Below are 14,287 nucleotides of genomic sequence, written 5' to 3' on the forward strand. Positions count from 1 at the left end.
CGGACGGTGCGGCACGGGTCACGGTCCCCTACCGCGCGGACGTGGGCAACACGGCGCACCGGATCACCCACACGGGTGAGTTGGCCTACTGGGCCGTGTCCCGTACGAAGGCACTGACCCGGTCCCCGTAGGCGGCCGCGGCGACGAGCCCGACGGCGTGCGCGGCGAGTCCTGCCCGGCCGTTGCCCGCCACGACGGCGACGCCGAGCGCGGCACCCAGGGCGTGGGCGCCGCTGTCGCCGAGCATGCCGCGCTCGGCGAGGTCCTCGGGGAGCACGGCCGCCGCGGCGCCCATCGGCGCGGCGGCGAGCGGTCCGCGCGGCAGCCCGGGGGCGCCGAGGGCGAGGGCCGTCAGGGCCGCGCGTCCGGGGCGTACGTCGACGAGGTTGAGGAGGTGCGCGGTACCGGCGACGACGACTCCGGCGAGCACCCGGTCCACGGGCCGCTCCTTGAGGAGGGCGCCCGCGACCAGCCCGGCGGCCGAGATCCCGAACAACTTGACGGCGCCGCTGGTGAGTTCGCCGTCGCTGAGCGCGCCGAGGTGGGCGCGGAAGCCGCGCCGCGGGTCGTCCGCCCCCGCCACGTCGTCGTAGCCCCCGCAGGCACCGGCCGCGAGGACGGCGACGAGTGCGGCGGCGCGGGTGCCGGGCGGCCCGGCGAGGGCTCCGGCGGCGATCCCCGCGGTGACGGCGGGGCCCGCGCACAGGTCGACGGTGCGGCCCGCGTGGTTCGTCCGCTCCAGGGCGGCGCCCGCGCGGGTGCGGCGCAGGGCGGTGGTCGCGGCGCGGGTGGCACCGGCGGCGAGGGCGGCGGCCCGCAGGCTCCGGCTGAGCTCGATCATCCGGTCACCCTAGGACCTCCCAGGACCTGCGTCCCCGCCTCCCGCGCCTCGGGCTCAGGCGTCCGCCCGGGCCGCTTCCAGGAGTTCCTCGGCGTGGGCGCGGGCGGTCTGGGAGTCCTCCTGGCCGGCGAGCATCCGCGACAACTCCCGTACCCGGTCCTCCCCTTCGAGGACGGTGACGCCGGACCGGGTCACCGATCCGTCGTTCGTCTTCTCCACGAGGAGCTGCCGGTCGGCGAACGCCGCGACCTGCGGCAGGTGCGTGACCACGACGACCTGGGCGGTCCGCGCGAGCTTGGCGAGCCGGCGGCCGATCTCGACGGCCGCCTTGCCGCCGACGCCCGCGTCGACCTCGTCGAAGAGGTACGTGGGCACGGGGTCGGTGCCCGCGAAGACGACCTCGACGGCGAGCATCACGCGGGACAGCTCACCGCCGGAGGCGCCCTTGGCGATGGGCCGGGGCGGGGCCCCGGGGTGCGGGGCGAGCAGCAGCTCGACCTCGTCGACGCCGGTGGGCCCGCACACGACGGTCCGCCCGTCGACCTCGACGCCGTCGGGGCCCTCGGTGTCGGTCTGGCGGATGTCGAAGGAGACCCGGGCGTGCGGCATCGCGAGCGAGGCCAGTTCCTCGGTGACGGCGTCCGCGAACCGGGACGCGGCCTCCGTGCGGGCCCGGGTGAGCTCCTGGGCCAGCTCGCCGAGTTCGCCGCGCAGCGAGGCGCGTTCGGCGGTGAGCTCGTCGATGCGCTCGTCGTCCCCGTCGAGTTCGAGCAGCCGGGCGGCGCTCGACTCGGACCAGGCGAGGACGCCGGCGACGTCCTCTCCGTACTTGCGGGTCAGCTGGGTGAGCGCGGCGCGGCGCTCCTCGACGGCGGCGAGGCGCAGCGGGTCGGCGTCCAGGTCGTCGGCGTACCCGGCGAGTTCGGCGGCGACGTCGGTGAGCAGGATCTGGACCTCGCCGATCCGCTCGGCGAGCGCGCCGAGCGCCGGGTCGTGCGCGCGGACGGCCTCCAGGGCCCGGTGCGCGGCGCCGACCAGGGTCTGCGCGTCGACGCCCTCGGGGTCCTCGGGGTTGCCGGCCAGCGCGGCGTGCGCGGTCGCGGCGGCGGAGGCGAGCCCTTCGGCGTGGCCGAGCCGGGAGGCCTCCTCGGCGAGCTCGACGTCCTCTCCGGCGCGCGGTTCCACGGCGGCGATCTCGTCGAGCCCGAAGCGCAGCAGATCGGCCTCCTGGGCGCGCTCGCGGGCGCGGGTGGTGATCTCGTCGAGCTCGGCGCTGACCTTTCTGAGCCGCTTGTAGACGCCCCGGTACCTGTCGAGCGGCGCCGCGACGGCGTCCCCGGCGTACCGGTCGAGCGCCTGGCGCTGCCGTCCGAGCTTGAGCAGTCCCTGCTGGTCGGTCTGGCCGTGCACCGCGACGAGTTCGTCGGCGAGTTCGCCGAGCACGCCCACCGGGACGGACCGGCCGCCCAGGTGCGCCCGCGAGCGTCCCTCCGCCGAGACGGTCCGGCTGAGCAGGAGCACCCCGTCGTCGAGCTCGGCCCCGGCCTCCTCGGCGCGGGCCAGCGCGGCCGAACCGGCGGGGACGGCGACGCGCCCCTCCACCACCGCGTTCTTGGCACCGATCCGCACGAGCGCCGGGTCGGCGCGACCGCCGAGCAGCAGCCCGAGGCTCGTGACGACCATGGTCTTGCCCGCTCCGGTCTCACCGGTCACCGCGGTGAATCCGGGCGACAGCTCCACCACGGCGTCGTCGATGACTCCCAGCGACCGTATCCGCATCTCCTCCAACACGGACACGACCTTACGAGGTCGGGGGCCACCTGTGCGACGGGCCCTCGGTCACGGGCCCGAACCAGCAGGTGGCGCGGGGGCCCTGTCACCCGTGCGAGTGCCCGCGGGCGGGGCCGGGGCGGTGGGGTTGTCCCCCGTTCCCTCTCTCGGGGCCGCACCATGGCGCCGCCCCGGCCCCGCGGCCCACGCTGGTCGCATGATCGGTACGAGACTGGCGCGCGCCGCCCTGAGGGCCCACCGTCCGGCGTTCGTGGGCACGGCGGTGGCGGCGCTCTTCGCGGCGGCGGTCGTCAGCTCCTCGACGACGATCCTGACGGCCACGAGCGCGCCCGGCATCGCTCCGGCGGCCCGCCGCGCCCTCACCGCCCACGGCGTCGGCGACATCGCCGCGGTCCTTCTGATCGGTTCTGTCTACATGTCGATCTTCGTGGTCGCCGCGACGATGGGGACGGCGGTGTCGCAGCAGCACCGGGAGCTGGCCCTGGTCCGCGCGATCGGCGCGCGCCCGGGCCAGGTGCGCCGGGCGGTGGTGCTCCAGGCACTGGCCGCGGCCGTGCCGGCGGCGCTCGCCGGGTGCGCGCTGGGCGGCGGGCTGCTGGCCCCGTTCTGGTTCCACGGCATGGTCGACCACGGTCTGATCCCGGCGTCGGTCCCCTACCGCTTCTCCTGGCTCGCCCTCCCGGCCTGCCTGGCGGTGGCGGTGGTCACCTCCACGCTCGCCGCGTTCCTGTGCTCGCTCCGCTTCTCGCGCTTGCGCCCGGCCAGGGCCCTGTCGGAGGCGGCGACCGGCCGCCCCGGCCTCGGCCCGCTGCGCGCGCCCCTGGGGCTCCTGGCGATCGCCGGCGCGACCTTCCTGTCCGTCCTGCTGTCGAAGCAGGCTCCACAGGACGCGAACGCGGGCGCCTTCCTGGTCCTGATCCTCTTCTGCGTGGGGGCGGGACTGCTCGGGCCGCGTCTGATCGGCCCGGTGGCCTGGGCGGTCTCGGCGTCCGTCGGCCGCTTCGGGCCGAGCGCGCGCCTGGCGGTGCGGAACGTCCGCGCACAGCCGCGCCGCTTCTCGGGCGCCGTCGTCCCGCTCGTCCTCGTCGTGGGGTTCGGCCTCACGAAGGTCGCGCTGCGCACCACGGCCCACCACGTGACGGGTTCCGCCGGCAGTCCCGGTGAGGTGTGGCTCGACTTCATGGGCACGGGCCTGTACGCGGGCTTCGCCGCGATCGCCTCCGCCAACACCCTGGCCATGATCTCCCTGGAGCGGCGCCGGGACCTGGCCCTGCTCCGCGTGGTCGGCTCCCAGCGCCGCCAGCTCCACGCGATGGCCTTCTGGGAGGCCCTGGTGGTGACCGTCACGGCCCTCCTCCTGGGCACGGCCATCGCACTGGCCACCCTCGCCCCCATCCTGACCACGACCTTCGGCTCCCCGCTCCCGTACGTCCCCTGGGCGGTGGCCGCCGCGATCGCCCTGGGCACGGTGTGCCTGACGGCGACGTCGACGGGGGTGCCGGTCGGGGTGGCGGTACGGGGGCGGGCGATCGACGTGGTGCGGGGCTGACCCGGCCGGAGCCCAGGGCGACGCACGCCCCAGGACCCCAGGGCGACACACGCCCTAGTGGGGCGCCCCGCGCCAGCCCGCCACCGGCAGCGCGAACTTGGCGACGAGCCGGTCCGTGAACACGGCGTGGTGCAGCCGCGCGAGCCGCACCGGCACGGCTCCGCGCCGCACCTCGACCCGCGCGCCCGCGGGCAGTTCGACGGTCCGCCGCCCGTCGCACCACAGCACCCCGTGCGGCGTGTGCTGCTGCACCTCGACGGCGAGCACCGAGTCCGGCGAGGTGATCAGCGGCTTGGCGAACAGGGCGTGCGCGCTGATCGGCACCATCAGGAGCGCCTCGACCTCGGGCCACACCACGGGCCCGCCCGCCGAGAACGCGTACGCGGTCGATCCGGTCGGGGTGGCGCACACGATGCCGTCGCAGCCGAACCCGGTCACGGGCCGGCCGTCGATCTCGAGGACGACCTCGAGCATCCGCTCGGGTTCGATCTTCTGGACGGCGGCCTCGTTGAGCGCCCAGTCCCGGTGGACGACGTCCCCGTTGCGGTGCACGGCGACGTCGATCGTCATGCGCTCCTCGACCTCGTACTCCCGGGTGACGACCCGGTCGACGACCTTGTCCAGGTCGTCGCGCTCGGCCTCGGCGAGGAAGCCGACGCGCCCCAGGTTCACCCCGAGCATCGGCACCCCGGAGGCGCGCGCGAACTCGGCGCCGCGCAGCAGCGTCCCGTCACCGCCGAGGACGATGAGCAGCTCGCACGCGTCGAGGCAGGACGGTGTGGCCTCCTTCACCAGCTCCACCTCGGGCGGCAGCGGCAGATCGGCCGCCTCCGCCTCCAGGACCCGTACGCCGAGGCCGCTGCGCAGCAGCCCCTGCACCACGAGTTCCGCACTGCGGATGGCCGCGGGCCGTCCGGTGTGGGCGAGCAGGAAAACAGTACGAGCTCGGGTCTGTGTCAACGAGGCCCCTCCGCCACTGCGCGATCGACGTCGGCCGGGTCCAGTTCGGGCGCTCCGGCACGCAGCCACAGAAAGTACTCGACGTTCCCGGACGGGCCGGGCAGGGGGCTCGCCGTCACGCCACGCACACCGAGCCCGAGCTTCCAGGCCTGACCGGCGACGCCCTTCACAGCGTCGGCGCGCAGCTCCGTGCTGCGCACGACGCCGCCGCTGCCGAGCCGTTCCTTGCCCACCTCGAACTGCGGCTTGACCATGAGCACGAGGTCGGCGTCCGGCGCGGCGCAGCGCGCGAGCGCGGGCAGTACGAGGCCGAGCGGGATGAAGGACAGGTCGCCGACGACGAGGTCCACGGGGACGCCGTCGAGGGCCTCCAGCGTCAACTCGCGTACGTTCGTGCGGTCCTTGACGGTGACGCGCTCGTCGCTCTGCAGGGACCAGGCGAGCTGCCCGTACCCGACGTCGACGGCGACGACATGGGCGGCGCCGGCGCGCAGCAGCACATCGGTGAAGCCGCCGGTGGACGCTCCCGCGTCCAGTGCCCGGCGCCCCTCGACAACGAGCCCCTGCGGGACGAACGCGGCGAACGCGCCCGCGAGCTTGTGCCCGCCGCGCGAGACGTACTCGGGGTCGCCGTCGTCCTGGGCGACGACGATCGCGGCGGCCGTCTCCACCTGGGTCGCGGGCTTGGTCGCGACGGTCTTGCCGACGGTGACCCGCCCCGCGGCGATCAGCTGGCTGGCGTGCTCGCGCGAGCGGGCCAGCTTGCGACGGACGAGTTCGGCGTCGAGGCGGCGACGTGCCACACCTGCCACGGTCGGTTCAGCTCCTGTTGTCGTGCGGGGAGGGTACGGGGCGTGCGTCGAGCGCGGTGAGCGCGGAGCGCAGGCCCTGGTGTACATCCTCGTACACCTCGGCGTGCCCGTCGGCCGCGAGGTGGTCCACGTCGGCGAGCCGGTCCAGCTGGGCGTCCACCTCCGCGTGCCCGGTCGGGGTGCGCCCGATGCCCAGCGGGGCGGGGGCCGCGGGGTCGTACGACGGGTCCGGTCCGGGGGCCGGGGCTTCGGCCGCGACCGCTGCGGGGGCTTCGGCGGGGGTCTCGCTCATGCCCCGACGCTACCGCGAAGGGCCGGTGTACCGTCGATCGCGATGGCCACGATCGAGGAGTGCCGCGCCGCACTCGAGAAGCTCTCCGAGAGCATGACGCGCGCCGACGGCGACGTGCGGGCGGCTGCCGCGCTCGACCGCTCGCTGAGCTGCCGCATCACCGACCTGGACGTGACGTTTTCCGGCCGACTCCAGGACGGCCGGATCGTGGTGCTCGACACCCGTCCGGGACCGCCCGCCGAGAAGGCGCAGATCCGTCTCGCGATGGCGGGCGACGACCTGGTGGCGATGGTGGACGGCGAGCTGAACTTCGCGAAGGCCTGGGCCTCCGGCCGGGTCCGCCTGGAGGCCTCGTTCCGCGATCTGCTGCGCCTCAGGACGCTGCTGTAGCCACCTGCTTGCGCGCCTTGCGCGCGGCGGGCACCACCAGCGGAGTACCGGTCTCCGGATCGTCGATGACCTGGCACTTCATCCCGAAGAGCCGTTCCACGAGCTCGGCCGTGACGATCTCCTTCGGCGGCCCCTCGGCGATCACCTCGCCCGCGCGCAGGGCGATGAGGTGCGTCGCGTACCGGGCGGCGTGGTTGAGGTCGTGCAGGACGGCGACGAGGGTGCGGCCCTGCTCCTCGTGCAGCTCGGCGCACAGGTCGAGGACGTCGATCTGGTGCTGGATGTCGAGGTAGGTGGTCGGCTCGTCGAGGAGCAGCAGCGGAGTCTGCTGGGCGAGCGCCATGGCGATCCACACGCGCTGGCGCTGGCCGCCGGACAGCTCGTCGACGTACCGGTCGGCGAGTTCGGCGACGCCGGTGGACTCCATGGACTCGCGGACGACCCGCTCGTCCTCCGGCGACCACTGGCGCAGCAGGCCCTGGTGCGGGTACCGGCCGCGGGCGACGAGGTCGCCGACGGTGATGCCGTCGGGCGCGACGGACGACTGCGGGAGCAGCCCGAGCGTCTTGGCGACCTTCTTGGCGGGCATCGACTGGATGACCTCGCCGTCGAGGAGCACCCGGCCGGCGCTCGGCTTCAGCATCCGGGACAGGGCGCGCAACAGAGTGGACTTGCCACAGGCGTTGGGGCCGACGATCACCGTGAAGGAGTGGTCGGGTATCTCGACGGACAGCTGCTCGGCGATGACCCGCTGGTCGTAGCCGAGGGTCACGGCGTCGGCGGACAGCCTGTTCACAGAGGTGCTCCTTCGATTCGTACGGGGGCCGCGCGCGGTCGTGCCGCTCATATCCGGCCCGCCTTGCGCTCGGTGACCAGCAGCCACAGCAGATAGCCGCCGCCCACGACGCCGGTGACGACGCCGACGGGCAGCTGGTCGGCGCCGAACGCCCGCTGCGAGGCCAGGTCGGCGACGATGAGCAGGGTCGCGCCGAGCCAGGTCGCGGCCATCAGGTTCGGTCCGGGCGAGCGGGTCAGCCGGCGGGCGATCTGCGGGGCGGTCAGCGCCACGAAGACGACGGGACCGGCGGCGGCGGTGGCGGCCGCGGTGAGGAAGACGGAGGCGACCAGCAGGATCAGCCGGGTCCGCTCGACGCGGATGCCGAGCGCGCCGGCCGCGTCGTCGCCCATCTCCAGCATCCGCAGGGGCCGCGCGTACACGGCGACGAACGGCACGAGGACGGCGAACAGCGCGAGCAGCGGCCAGACCTGCGCCCAGTCGCGCCCGTTGAGCGAGCCGGTCATCCACACGGTGGCGCGGGCCGCGTCGACGAAGTCGGCCTTGGTGAGCAGATAGCCGTTGACGGCGGTGACGAACGCGGAGACGCCGATGCCGACGAGCACGAGCCGGTAGCCGTGCACGCCCCGCTTCCACGCCAGTACGTAGATGGCGGCGCCGGTGACGAGTCCGCCGACCAGCGCGCCGAACGCGACCTGGGTGGCGCTCCCGCCGAAGACGACGATCATGACGAGGGCACCGGCGGTCGAGCCCTGCCCGAGCCCCAGCACGTCGGGGCTGCCCAGCGGGTTGCGCGAGAGGGACTGGAAGAGCGCGCCGGAGAGCCCGAGCGCGCCGCCGACCAGCAGGGCGACCAGGACCCGCGGCAGCCGCAGGTCGTTGATGATGAACTCCTGCCCCGGGTCGCCCTGTCCGGCCAGCGTGCGCAGCACGTCGGTGGCCGGGATCGCGAAGTCGCCGGTGCCGATGAGCACGACGCCCGCGGCGAGCGCGGCCACCACGAGCAGCACCACGACGACGGCCGGACGCAGCCCGAGCCGGACGGAGAGCCCGCCCGGGGTCCGTATCGCCCGCGTCCCGGGGCGCTTCGCTTCTGTCGCCTTCACAGCTGGGCCAACTTCCGGCGTCGTACGAGGAGGATGAACACCGGCGCGCCGAGCACGGCGGTGACGATGCCGACCTGGAGCTCGGCGGGGCGCGCGACGATCCGGCCGACGACGTCGGCGCCGAGCAGCAGCACCGGCGACAGGAGCGCCGCGTAGGGCAGGATCCAGCGCAGGTCGGGACCGGTGAACGAGCGCACGATGTGCGGCACCATCAGGCCGACGAAGACGATGGGCCCGCAGGCGGCGGTGGCGGCCCCGCACAGCAGGGTCGCGGCGCCCATGCTGAGCGCGCGGGTGCGGCCGAGGCGGGCGCCGAGCGCGCGGGCGGTGTCGTCGCCCATGGCCAGGGTGTTGAGCGGCCGGGCCAGGGCGAGCGCGACGACGATGCCGACGACGATGAACGGCAGGACCTGCCGGACGGTGCCCATGGTGGCGGTGGCCAGCGAGCCGACCTGCCAGAACCGCATCCGGTTGAGCGCCATGTCGTCGCTGATCATCACGGCGTAGAGATAGCCGGAGAGCGCGGCGGTGACGGCGGTACCGGCCAGCGCGAGCCGTACGGGTGTCGCGTTGCGGGTCCCGCCGAGAACGTGGACGAGAGCGCCGACGGCCGCGGCTCCCACGAAGGCGAACCAGACGTAGCCGCTGAGCGAGGTCACGCCGAAGAAGCTGATGGCGGTGACGACGGCGGCGGACGCGCCCATGTTGATGCCGAGGATGCCGGGGTCGGCGAGCGGGTTGCGGGTCAGCGCCTGCAGCACCGCGCCGGCGAGCCCGAGCGCGGCCCCGGCGAGCAGCCCGAGCAGGGTGCGTGAGATCCGCTCCCCGACGACGACATCGGCGTACCGCCCGGTGTCCTGGAACAGCCCGTGCCAGACCTGCTCGACCGAGAGCGGCTTGGCCCCGATCGCGATACTGGCCACCAGCACGGCGGCCAGCACCACCAGGGACACGAGCAGCCCGGCCGTACGGATCGCGGTACGGCGCCCTGGGCGCGGCGGCACGGGGGCAGCGGCGACCCCCACACGGCTTCCTGAAGGACTGTCAACCAACACGGAAGTTAGGTTAGCCTACCCTGCCATCCGGAGGTGCACAGCCCGACCGTCACCCGAGCCCGACCCGGGCCAACGCCTTCCCCGAGTCCAACCCGCACTCCCCTTCCCTGCCCGCACTCCACGCCGCCCCGCACAGTGCCCTCAACCCGTCGATCGCCGACCCCTCCCCGCTCAGCTCCAACTCCCGCTCCCCCGCCACCGCGGTCCACCCCCCGCAGGAGAAGCCGTCCTGCGACGCGACGACCTCCGGCTGACCGGTCAGCATCCCCCGCAGATCCACGTCCACATACGTGGGCCGGTGCCGCGGCGGCGCGGCGAGCAACTGCGCCCCGTCCGTCACCCCGGTGAGCACCAGCAACGAATCCACGCCCCCGTTGAACGCCCCCTCGATGTCCGTGTCGAGCCGGTCCCCCACCACGAGCGGCATCCGCGCCCCGGTCCGCAGGATCGTCTCCCGGTGCATCGGCGGCAACGGCTTCCCCGCGACCTGCGGCTCCGCCCCCGTCGCGATCCGGACGACCTCCACCGCCGCCCCGTTCCCCGGCGCGATCCCCCGCGCGCTGGGAATCGTCAGGTCCGTGTTCGACGCGAACCACGGCACCCCGCGCGCGATCGCGTAGCAGGCCTCGGCGAACCGCCCCCAGGCCAGCTCCGGCCCCCCGTACCCCTGCACCACCGCCGCCGGGTCCTCGTCCGCAGAGTCGACCGGCACGAGCCCCCGCTCGCGCAGCGCGACCCGCAGCCCCTCCCCGCCGATCACGAGGACCCGCGACCCGGCCGGCACCTGCTCACCGATGAGCCGCGCCACCGCCTGCGCCGACGTGATGACATCGTCCGCCCCGGTCGGGATCCCGAGCTCGGTCAGATGCTCGGCGACCGCGCCCGGCGTACGCAGCGCGTTGTTCGTCACGTACGCCAGCGCCATCCCCCCGGACCGCGCCACCGCCAGCGACTCCACGGCGTGCGCGATCGCCTGGCCCCCCGCGTACACCACCCCGTCGAGATCGAGCAGCGCCGTGTCGTACGCCTCGCTCAACACCCGCGCACTGCCCGCGGGCCGCCCCCGGAAAACGCCCTCGGCCGCCCCGCTCGCACTCTGGCTCATCCCGTATCGCTCCTCGCTCGAACTCACTCCCCCGATCATCCCCCACGCCTCTGACACTCGTACGATGCACGGATGAACACTGCAGGTGACGGCGGCCTCGACCTGATCCCCTTCCGCGGAGTGCGGTACGTCCCGGAACGGGTCGGCAGTCTCGCCGCCGTGACCTCTCCGCCGTACGACGTCGTGGTCCGCCCCGACGGCCTGCACCACCTGGAGAGCGCGGACCCGCACAACATCGTCCGTCTGATCCTGCCGCAGGCGGGCCCCGCGGCCGGCCCGCAGTCCCGCAACGACCAGGCGGCCGCCACCCTGCGCCGCTGGCTCGCCGAGGGCGTCCTCGCCCCCGACGCCGAACCGGCCCTCTACGTCTACGAACAGCGCGGCGGCGACCTCCTCCAGCGCGGCCTGATCGGCGCCCTGCGCCTGTCCGAGCCGTCCGAGGGCGTCGTCCTGCCGCACGAGGACGTCATGCCGCACGTCGTCGAGGAGCGCGCGGGCCTGATGCGCACCGCCGCCGCGAACCTCGAACCGCTGCTCCTGACCTACCGCGGCAACGGCCGGGCGACCGGCGCGACGGCCGTCATCGAGCGCACCGTCCAAGGCGCCCCGCTCCTGGCGACCACCACCGAGGACGGCTTCGCACACCGCCTCTGGGCGATCACCGACCCGGCCGAACAGCAGCGAATCCAAGCCGATCTCGCCGCCCACCAGGCCCTGATCGCCGACGGCCACCACCGCTGGGCGACCTATCTCCGGCTGCGCTCCGAGCACTCCGGCCCCACCCCGTGGGACTACGGTCTGGTCCTCCTCGTCGACACGGCCCGCTACCCGCTGCGCGTCCGCGCCATCCACCGCCTCCTGAACCGGCTCCCGCTCGACGAGGCCCTGGCGGCGGCCCGCCCCCACTTCCGCGTCCGCGAGATCCCGGGCCCCCTCACCCACGCGATGGACGTGCTGGCGCAGGCAGCGTCGGCGGGCAACGCGTTCCTGCTCGCCGGCGGCCCCGAGGACACGGACACGTACCACCTGCTCGACCTCCCGGACCCCGCGCTCCTGGACCGCACGGTCCCGGCGAACCGCCCGCAGGCCTGGCGCACCCTGGACGCGACCGTGCTCCACTCGACGCTCCTCAACCACGTCTGGCACATCCGCGAGGACTCCCCCGCCGAGATCTCGTACATCCACGACACGGCGGCGACGGTCGCCAAGGCACGCCGCGACGGCGGCACGGCCGTCCTCATGCACCCCGTCCGCGAGGAAGTCGTCCGGGAACTGGCCCGGCAGGGCGTCACCATGCCCCGTAAGTCGACGTCCTTCGGCCCGAAGCCGGCCACGGGCCTGGTCCTGCGCACCCTGACGGACCTCACCGACTGAACCGACTGAACCGCCCGGATCCCGGAACGACGAACGGGCGGGCTCCCCGAAGGGAACCCGCCCGCCAAGGCCGAGGCCTCACCTACTTCGCGTCGCGGTCGCCCTCACCGTCAGCGCTGTCGTCACTGTCATCGCTGTCGCCGTGGTCGCCGTCGTCCGCACGCGCGGGCTCCGCCGCCTCGGCACCCTCGTCCTCGCTGTCGTCGAACGCGTCGACGAAGTCGACACCGTCCATCTCGGCGAGCCGGTCGGAGGCGTCCGTGCTGCCGTCCTTGTCGGCCTCGACGGCCTTGGCGAACCACTCGCGCGCCTCGTCCTCACGCCCGACGGCCAGCAGCGCGTCGGCGTAGGCGTAGCGCAGCCGCGCGGTCCACGGCTGGACGGAGTTCGAGGCCAGCTCGGGGCTCTGCAGCGTCACGATGGCCGCGTCCAGCTGCCCCATGTCACGGCGGGCACCGGCCGCCACGAGCCGCATCTCGACCTGTCCGGCCTTGTCGAGCTTCTGCACCTCGGGCGCACCGGCCATGTCGAGCGCCTTCTCCGGCCGCCCGAGCCCACGCTCGCAGTCGGCCATGACGGGCCACAGCTCGATGTTGCCGGTCATCCGACGCGCGGCACGGAACTCGGCCAGCGCCTCGCTGTACTGCTGGTTGGCGTACGCGGCGAAACCGGCGGCCTCACGGACGGCGGCGACACGCGAGGCGAGCCGCAGCGCGACCTTGGCGTACCCGTAGGCGCCCTCGGGGTCCTCGTCGATGAGCCGGGCGACCATCACCAGGTTCTTGGCGACGTCCTCCGCGAGCCCCTTCGGCAGGGACTGGAGCTCCTGCTGCACGTCCTTGTCGATCTCGTGCCCGGTGACGTCCTCGGGGATCGGCAGCCGCTTGATCGGCTCCCGGTCACGGTCCCGCTCGTCACGGAACCGGCCGCCGCCACCACCACGCCGGTCGTCCCGACGGTCGTCGCGCCGGTCGTCACGCCCACGGAACCCACCGGGACGCCCGCCCCGGTCGTCCCGACGCGGCCCACGCCCACGGTCGTCCCGCCCACGGAAACCACCACGGTCCCCGTACGACGGACGGTCATCGCGGCGCTCGTCACGTCGGTCGTCCCGACGGTCATCGCGCCGGTCGTCCCGACGGAACGCCGGCCGGTCCCGGTCACCGTCACGACGCGGCCCACGATCCCGATCCCGATCACGATCCCCGTACGAACGCGGCGCCCGGTCGTCCCGACGATCGCGGAACCCGCCACCGCCACGGTTGTCATCGCGCCCACGGAAACCACCACGGTCCCCGTACGACGGACGATCATCGCGGCGCTCGTCACGCCGGTCGTCCCGACGGTCATCGCGGCGGAACGCCGGCCGGTCCCCACGGTCCCGGTCACGGTCGCCGTAGGACGGCCGGTCATCCCGACGTCCACGGAACCCGCCACCGCCGCCACCACGGTTGTCATCACGCCCACGGAAACCACCACGGTCCCCGTACGACGGACGATCATCCCGACGCTCACCACGCCGGTCATCGCGCCGATCGTCACGCCGGTCATCGCGTCGGTCATCGCGGCGGAACGCCGGCCGGTCTCCACGATCCCGGTCACCGTCACGACGCGGCCCACGGTCCCGGTCACGGTCGCCGTAGGAAGGCCGGTCATCGCGGCGCCCACGGAACCCGCCACCGCCGCCACCACGGTTGTCATCACGCCCACGGAAACCACCACGGTCCCCGTACGACGGACGATCATCGCGACGGTCGTCACGCCGGTCGTCCCGACGGTCATCGCGGCGGAACGCCGGCCGGTCTCCACGATCCCGGTCACCGTCACGACGCGGCCCACGGTCCCGGTCACGGTCGCCGTAGGACGGCCGGTCATCGCGGCGCCCACGGAACCCGCCACCGCTGCGGTTGTCGTCCCGCCCGCGGTTTCCACCGCGGTCACCACTGTCCCGGCGGCGCTGATCGCGCTCCGGTCGCTCGTCGGGAGAGTTGGTGGACATGGGTGACTCCTGTCTTCGGTACCGCAGTCATTCTCACGCAGCCGGTCGACCGGCGCGCCTCGACAAAACAAAAAAGGACCCTTGTTCCCAGCGTGAACGCTGGGACCAAGGGTCCTCCAAATTTTGTTCGGCGGCGTCCTACTCTCCCACAGGGTCCCCCCTGCAGTACCATCGGCGCTGTGAGGCTTAGCTTCCGGGTTCGGAATGTAACCGGGCG

At 74.0% G+C, this 14,287-nt stretch carries 14 protein-coding genes and 1 rRNA gene; 4 read left to right on the plus strand and 11 right to left on the minus strand.

Annotated elements, in window-relative coordinates; translation table 11 throughout:
* Window positions 1-85: 85 nt before the first annotated feature.
* Window positions 86-841, minus strand: a complete 756-nt coding sequence (locus tag ACZ4E1_RS32635) for a hypothetical protein (protein WP_467546317.1) — start codon at window positions 839-841, stop codon at window positions 86-88.
* Between the two features lie 54 nt (window positions 842-895).
* Window positions 896-2,620: a DNA repair protein RecN gene (gene recN, locus ACZ4E1_RS32640; RefSeq protein ID WP_467546345.1), complete on the minus strand. Its 1,725-nt coding sequence runs from the start codon at window positions 2,618-2,620 to the stop codon at window positions 896-898.
* 208 nt (window positions 2,621-2,828) lie between these two features.
* Between recN and ACZ4E1_RS32645 the strand changes: the two genes are divergently transcribed.
* Window positions 2,829-4,181 (plus strand): FtsX-like permease family protein, encoded by a 1,353-nt coding sequence (locus tag ACZ4E1_RS32645; RefSeq protein WP_467546319.1) that lies wholly within the window; start codon window positions 2,829-2,831, stop codon window positions 4,179-4,181.
* Window positions 4,182-4,235: 54 nt separating this feature from the next.
* On the opposite strand, the gene ACZ4E1_RS32650 is transcribed toward ACZ4E1_RS32645, so the two are convergent.
* The 3 genes from ACZ4E1_RS32650 to ACZ4E1_RS32660 are packed head-to-tail and all read right to left on the minus strand — an operon-like array spanning window position 4,236 to window position 6,245.
* Window positions 4,236-5,141, minus strand: coding sequence for an NAD kinase (locus ACZ4E1_RS32650; protein ID WP_399130038.1), 906 nt, complete (start codon window positions 5,139-5,141; stop codon window positions 4,236-4,238).
* Entirely contained in the window at window positions 5,138-5,953 is an 816-nt protein-coding gene (locus ACZ4E1_RS32655) for a TlyA family RNA methyltransferase (RefSeq protein ID WP_467546321.1), read from the minus strand. Before ACZ4E1_RS32655 ends, ACZ4E1_RS32650 begins: the two co-directional genes overlap by 4 nt.
* Before the next feature lie 7 nt (window positions 5,954-5,960).
* Window positions 5,961-6,245, minus strand: a complete 285-nt coding sequence (locus ACZ4E1_RS32660) for a hypothetical protein (protein WP_467546323.1) — start codon at window positions 6,243-6,245, stop codon at window positions 5,961-5,963.
* 42 nt (window positions 6,246-6,287) lie between these two features.
* Between ACZ4E1_RS32660 and ACZ4E1_RS32665 the strand changes: the two genes are divergently transcribed.
* Window positions 6,288-6,635, plus strand: a complete 348-nt coding sequence (locus ACZ4E1_RS32665; protein ID WP_399130041.1) for an SCP2 sterol-binding domain-containing protein — start codon at window positions 6,288-6,290, stop codon at window positions 6,633-6,635.
* Here the strand turns inward: ACZ4E1_RS32665 and ACZ4E1_RS32670 are convergent.
* The 4 genes from ACZ4E1_RS32670 to ACZ4E1_RS32685 are packed head-to-tail and all read right to left on the minus strand — an operon-like array spanning window position 6,619 to window position 10,697.
* A complete protein-coding gene (locus ACZ4E1_RS32670; RefSeq protein WP_467546325.1) occupies window positions 6,619-7,482 on the minus strand; it encodes an ABC transporter ATP-binding protein in 864 nt (287 codons plus the stop codon). The genes ACZ4E1_RS32665 and ACZ4E1_RS32670 overlap by 17 nt on opposite strands.
* The gene (locus ACZ4E1_RS32675; protein WP_467546327.1) at window positions 7,479-8,537 is read right to left on the minus strand and encodes a FecCD family ABC transporter permease; all 1,059 of its coding nucleotides are present in this window, start codon (window positions 8,535-8,537) and stop codon (window positions 7,479-7,481) included. The genes ACZ4E1_RS32670 and ACZ4E1_RS32675 overlap by 4 nt, the downstream gene beginning before the upstream one ends.
* Complete coding sequence (locus tag ACZ4E1_RS32680; protein ID WP_467546329.1) at window positions 8,534-9,592, minus strand: FecCD family ABC transporter permease; 1,059 nt, start codon at window positions 9,590-9,592, stop codon at window positions 8,534-8,536. Before ACZ4E1_RS32680 ends, ACZ4E1_RS32675 begins: the two co-directional genes overlap by 4 nt.
* A gap of 49 nt (window positions 9,593-9,641) precedes the next feature.
* Window positions 9,642-10,697 carry an HAD hydrolase-like protein gene (locus ACZ4E1_RS32685; RefSeq protein WP_467546331.1) on the minus strand — a complete coding sequence of 352 codons (1,056 nt, stop codon included), beginning with the start codon at window positions 10,695-10,697 and terminating at the stop codon, window positions 9,642-9,644.
* 72 nt (window positions 10,698-10,769) lie between these two features.
* Here ACZ4E1_RS32685 and ACZ4E1_RS32690 point away from each other — a divergent pair, with 72 nt between their 5' ends.
* Complete coding sequence (locus ACZ4E1_RS32690) at window positions 10,770-12,071, plus strand: DUF1015 family protein (protein ID WP_467546333.1); 1,302 nt, start codon at window positions 10,770-10,772, stop codon at window positions 12,069-12,071.
* An 82-nt stretch (window positions 12,072-12,153) separates the two neighbouring features.
* Here ACZ4E1_RS32690 and ACZ4E1_RS32695 read toward each other — a convergent pair whose 3' ends face one another.
* On the minus strand, window positions 12,154-12,951 hold the full coding sequence (locus ACZ4E1_RS32695; RefSeq protein WP_467546347.1) for a tetratricopeptide repeat protein: 798 nt from the start codon (window positions 12,949-12,951) through the stop codon (window positions 12,154-12,156).
* Here ACZ4E1_RS32695 and ACZ4E1_RS32700 point away from each other — a divergent pair.
* The gene (locus ACZ4E1_RS32700) at window positions 12,922-14,076 is read left to right on the plus strand and encodes a hypothetical protein (protein ID WP_467546349.1); all 1,155 of its coding nucleotides are present in this window, start codon (window positions 12,922-12,924) and stop codon (window positions 14,074-14,076) included. The two genes, ACZ4E1_RS32695 and ACZ4E1_RS32700, sit on opposite strands and share 30 nt — an antisense overlap.
* Before the next feature lie 119 nt (window positions 14,077-14,195).
* On the opposite strand, the gene rrf is transcribed toward ACZ4E1_RS32700, so the two are convergent.
* Window positions 14,196-14,287 (minus strand): 5S ribosomal RNA (gene rrf, locus ACZ4E1_RS32705); the annotation flags it as partial.

It is taken from the genome of Streptomyces sp. NPDC025806 (genome assembly GCF_055558275.1).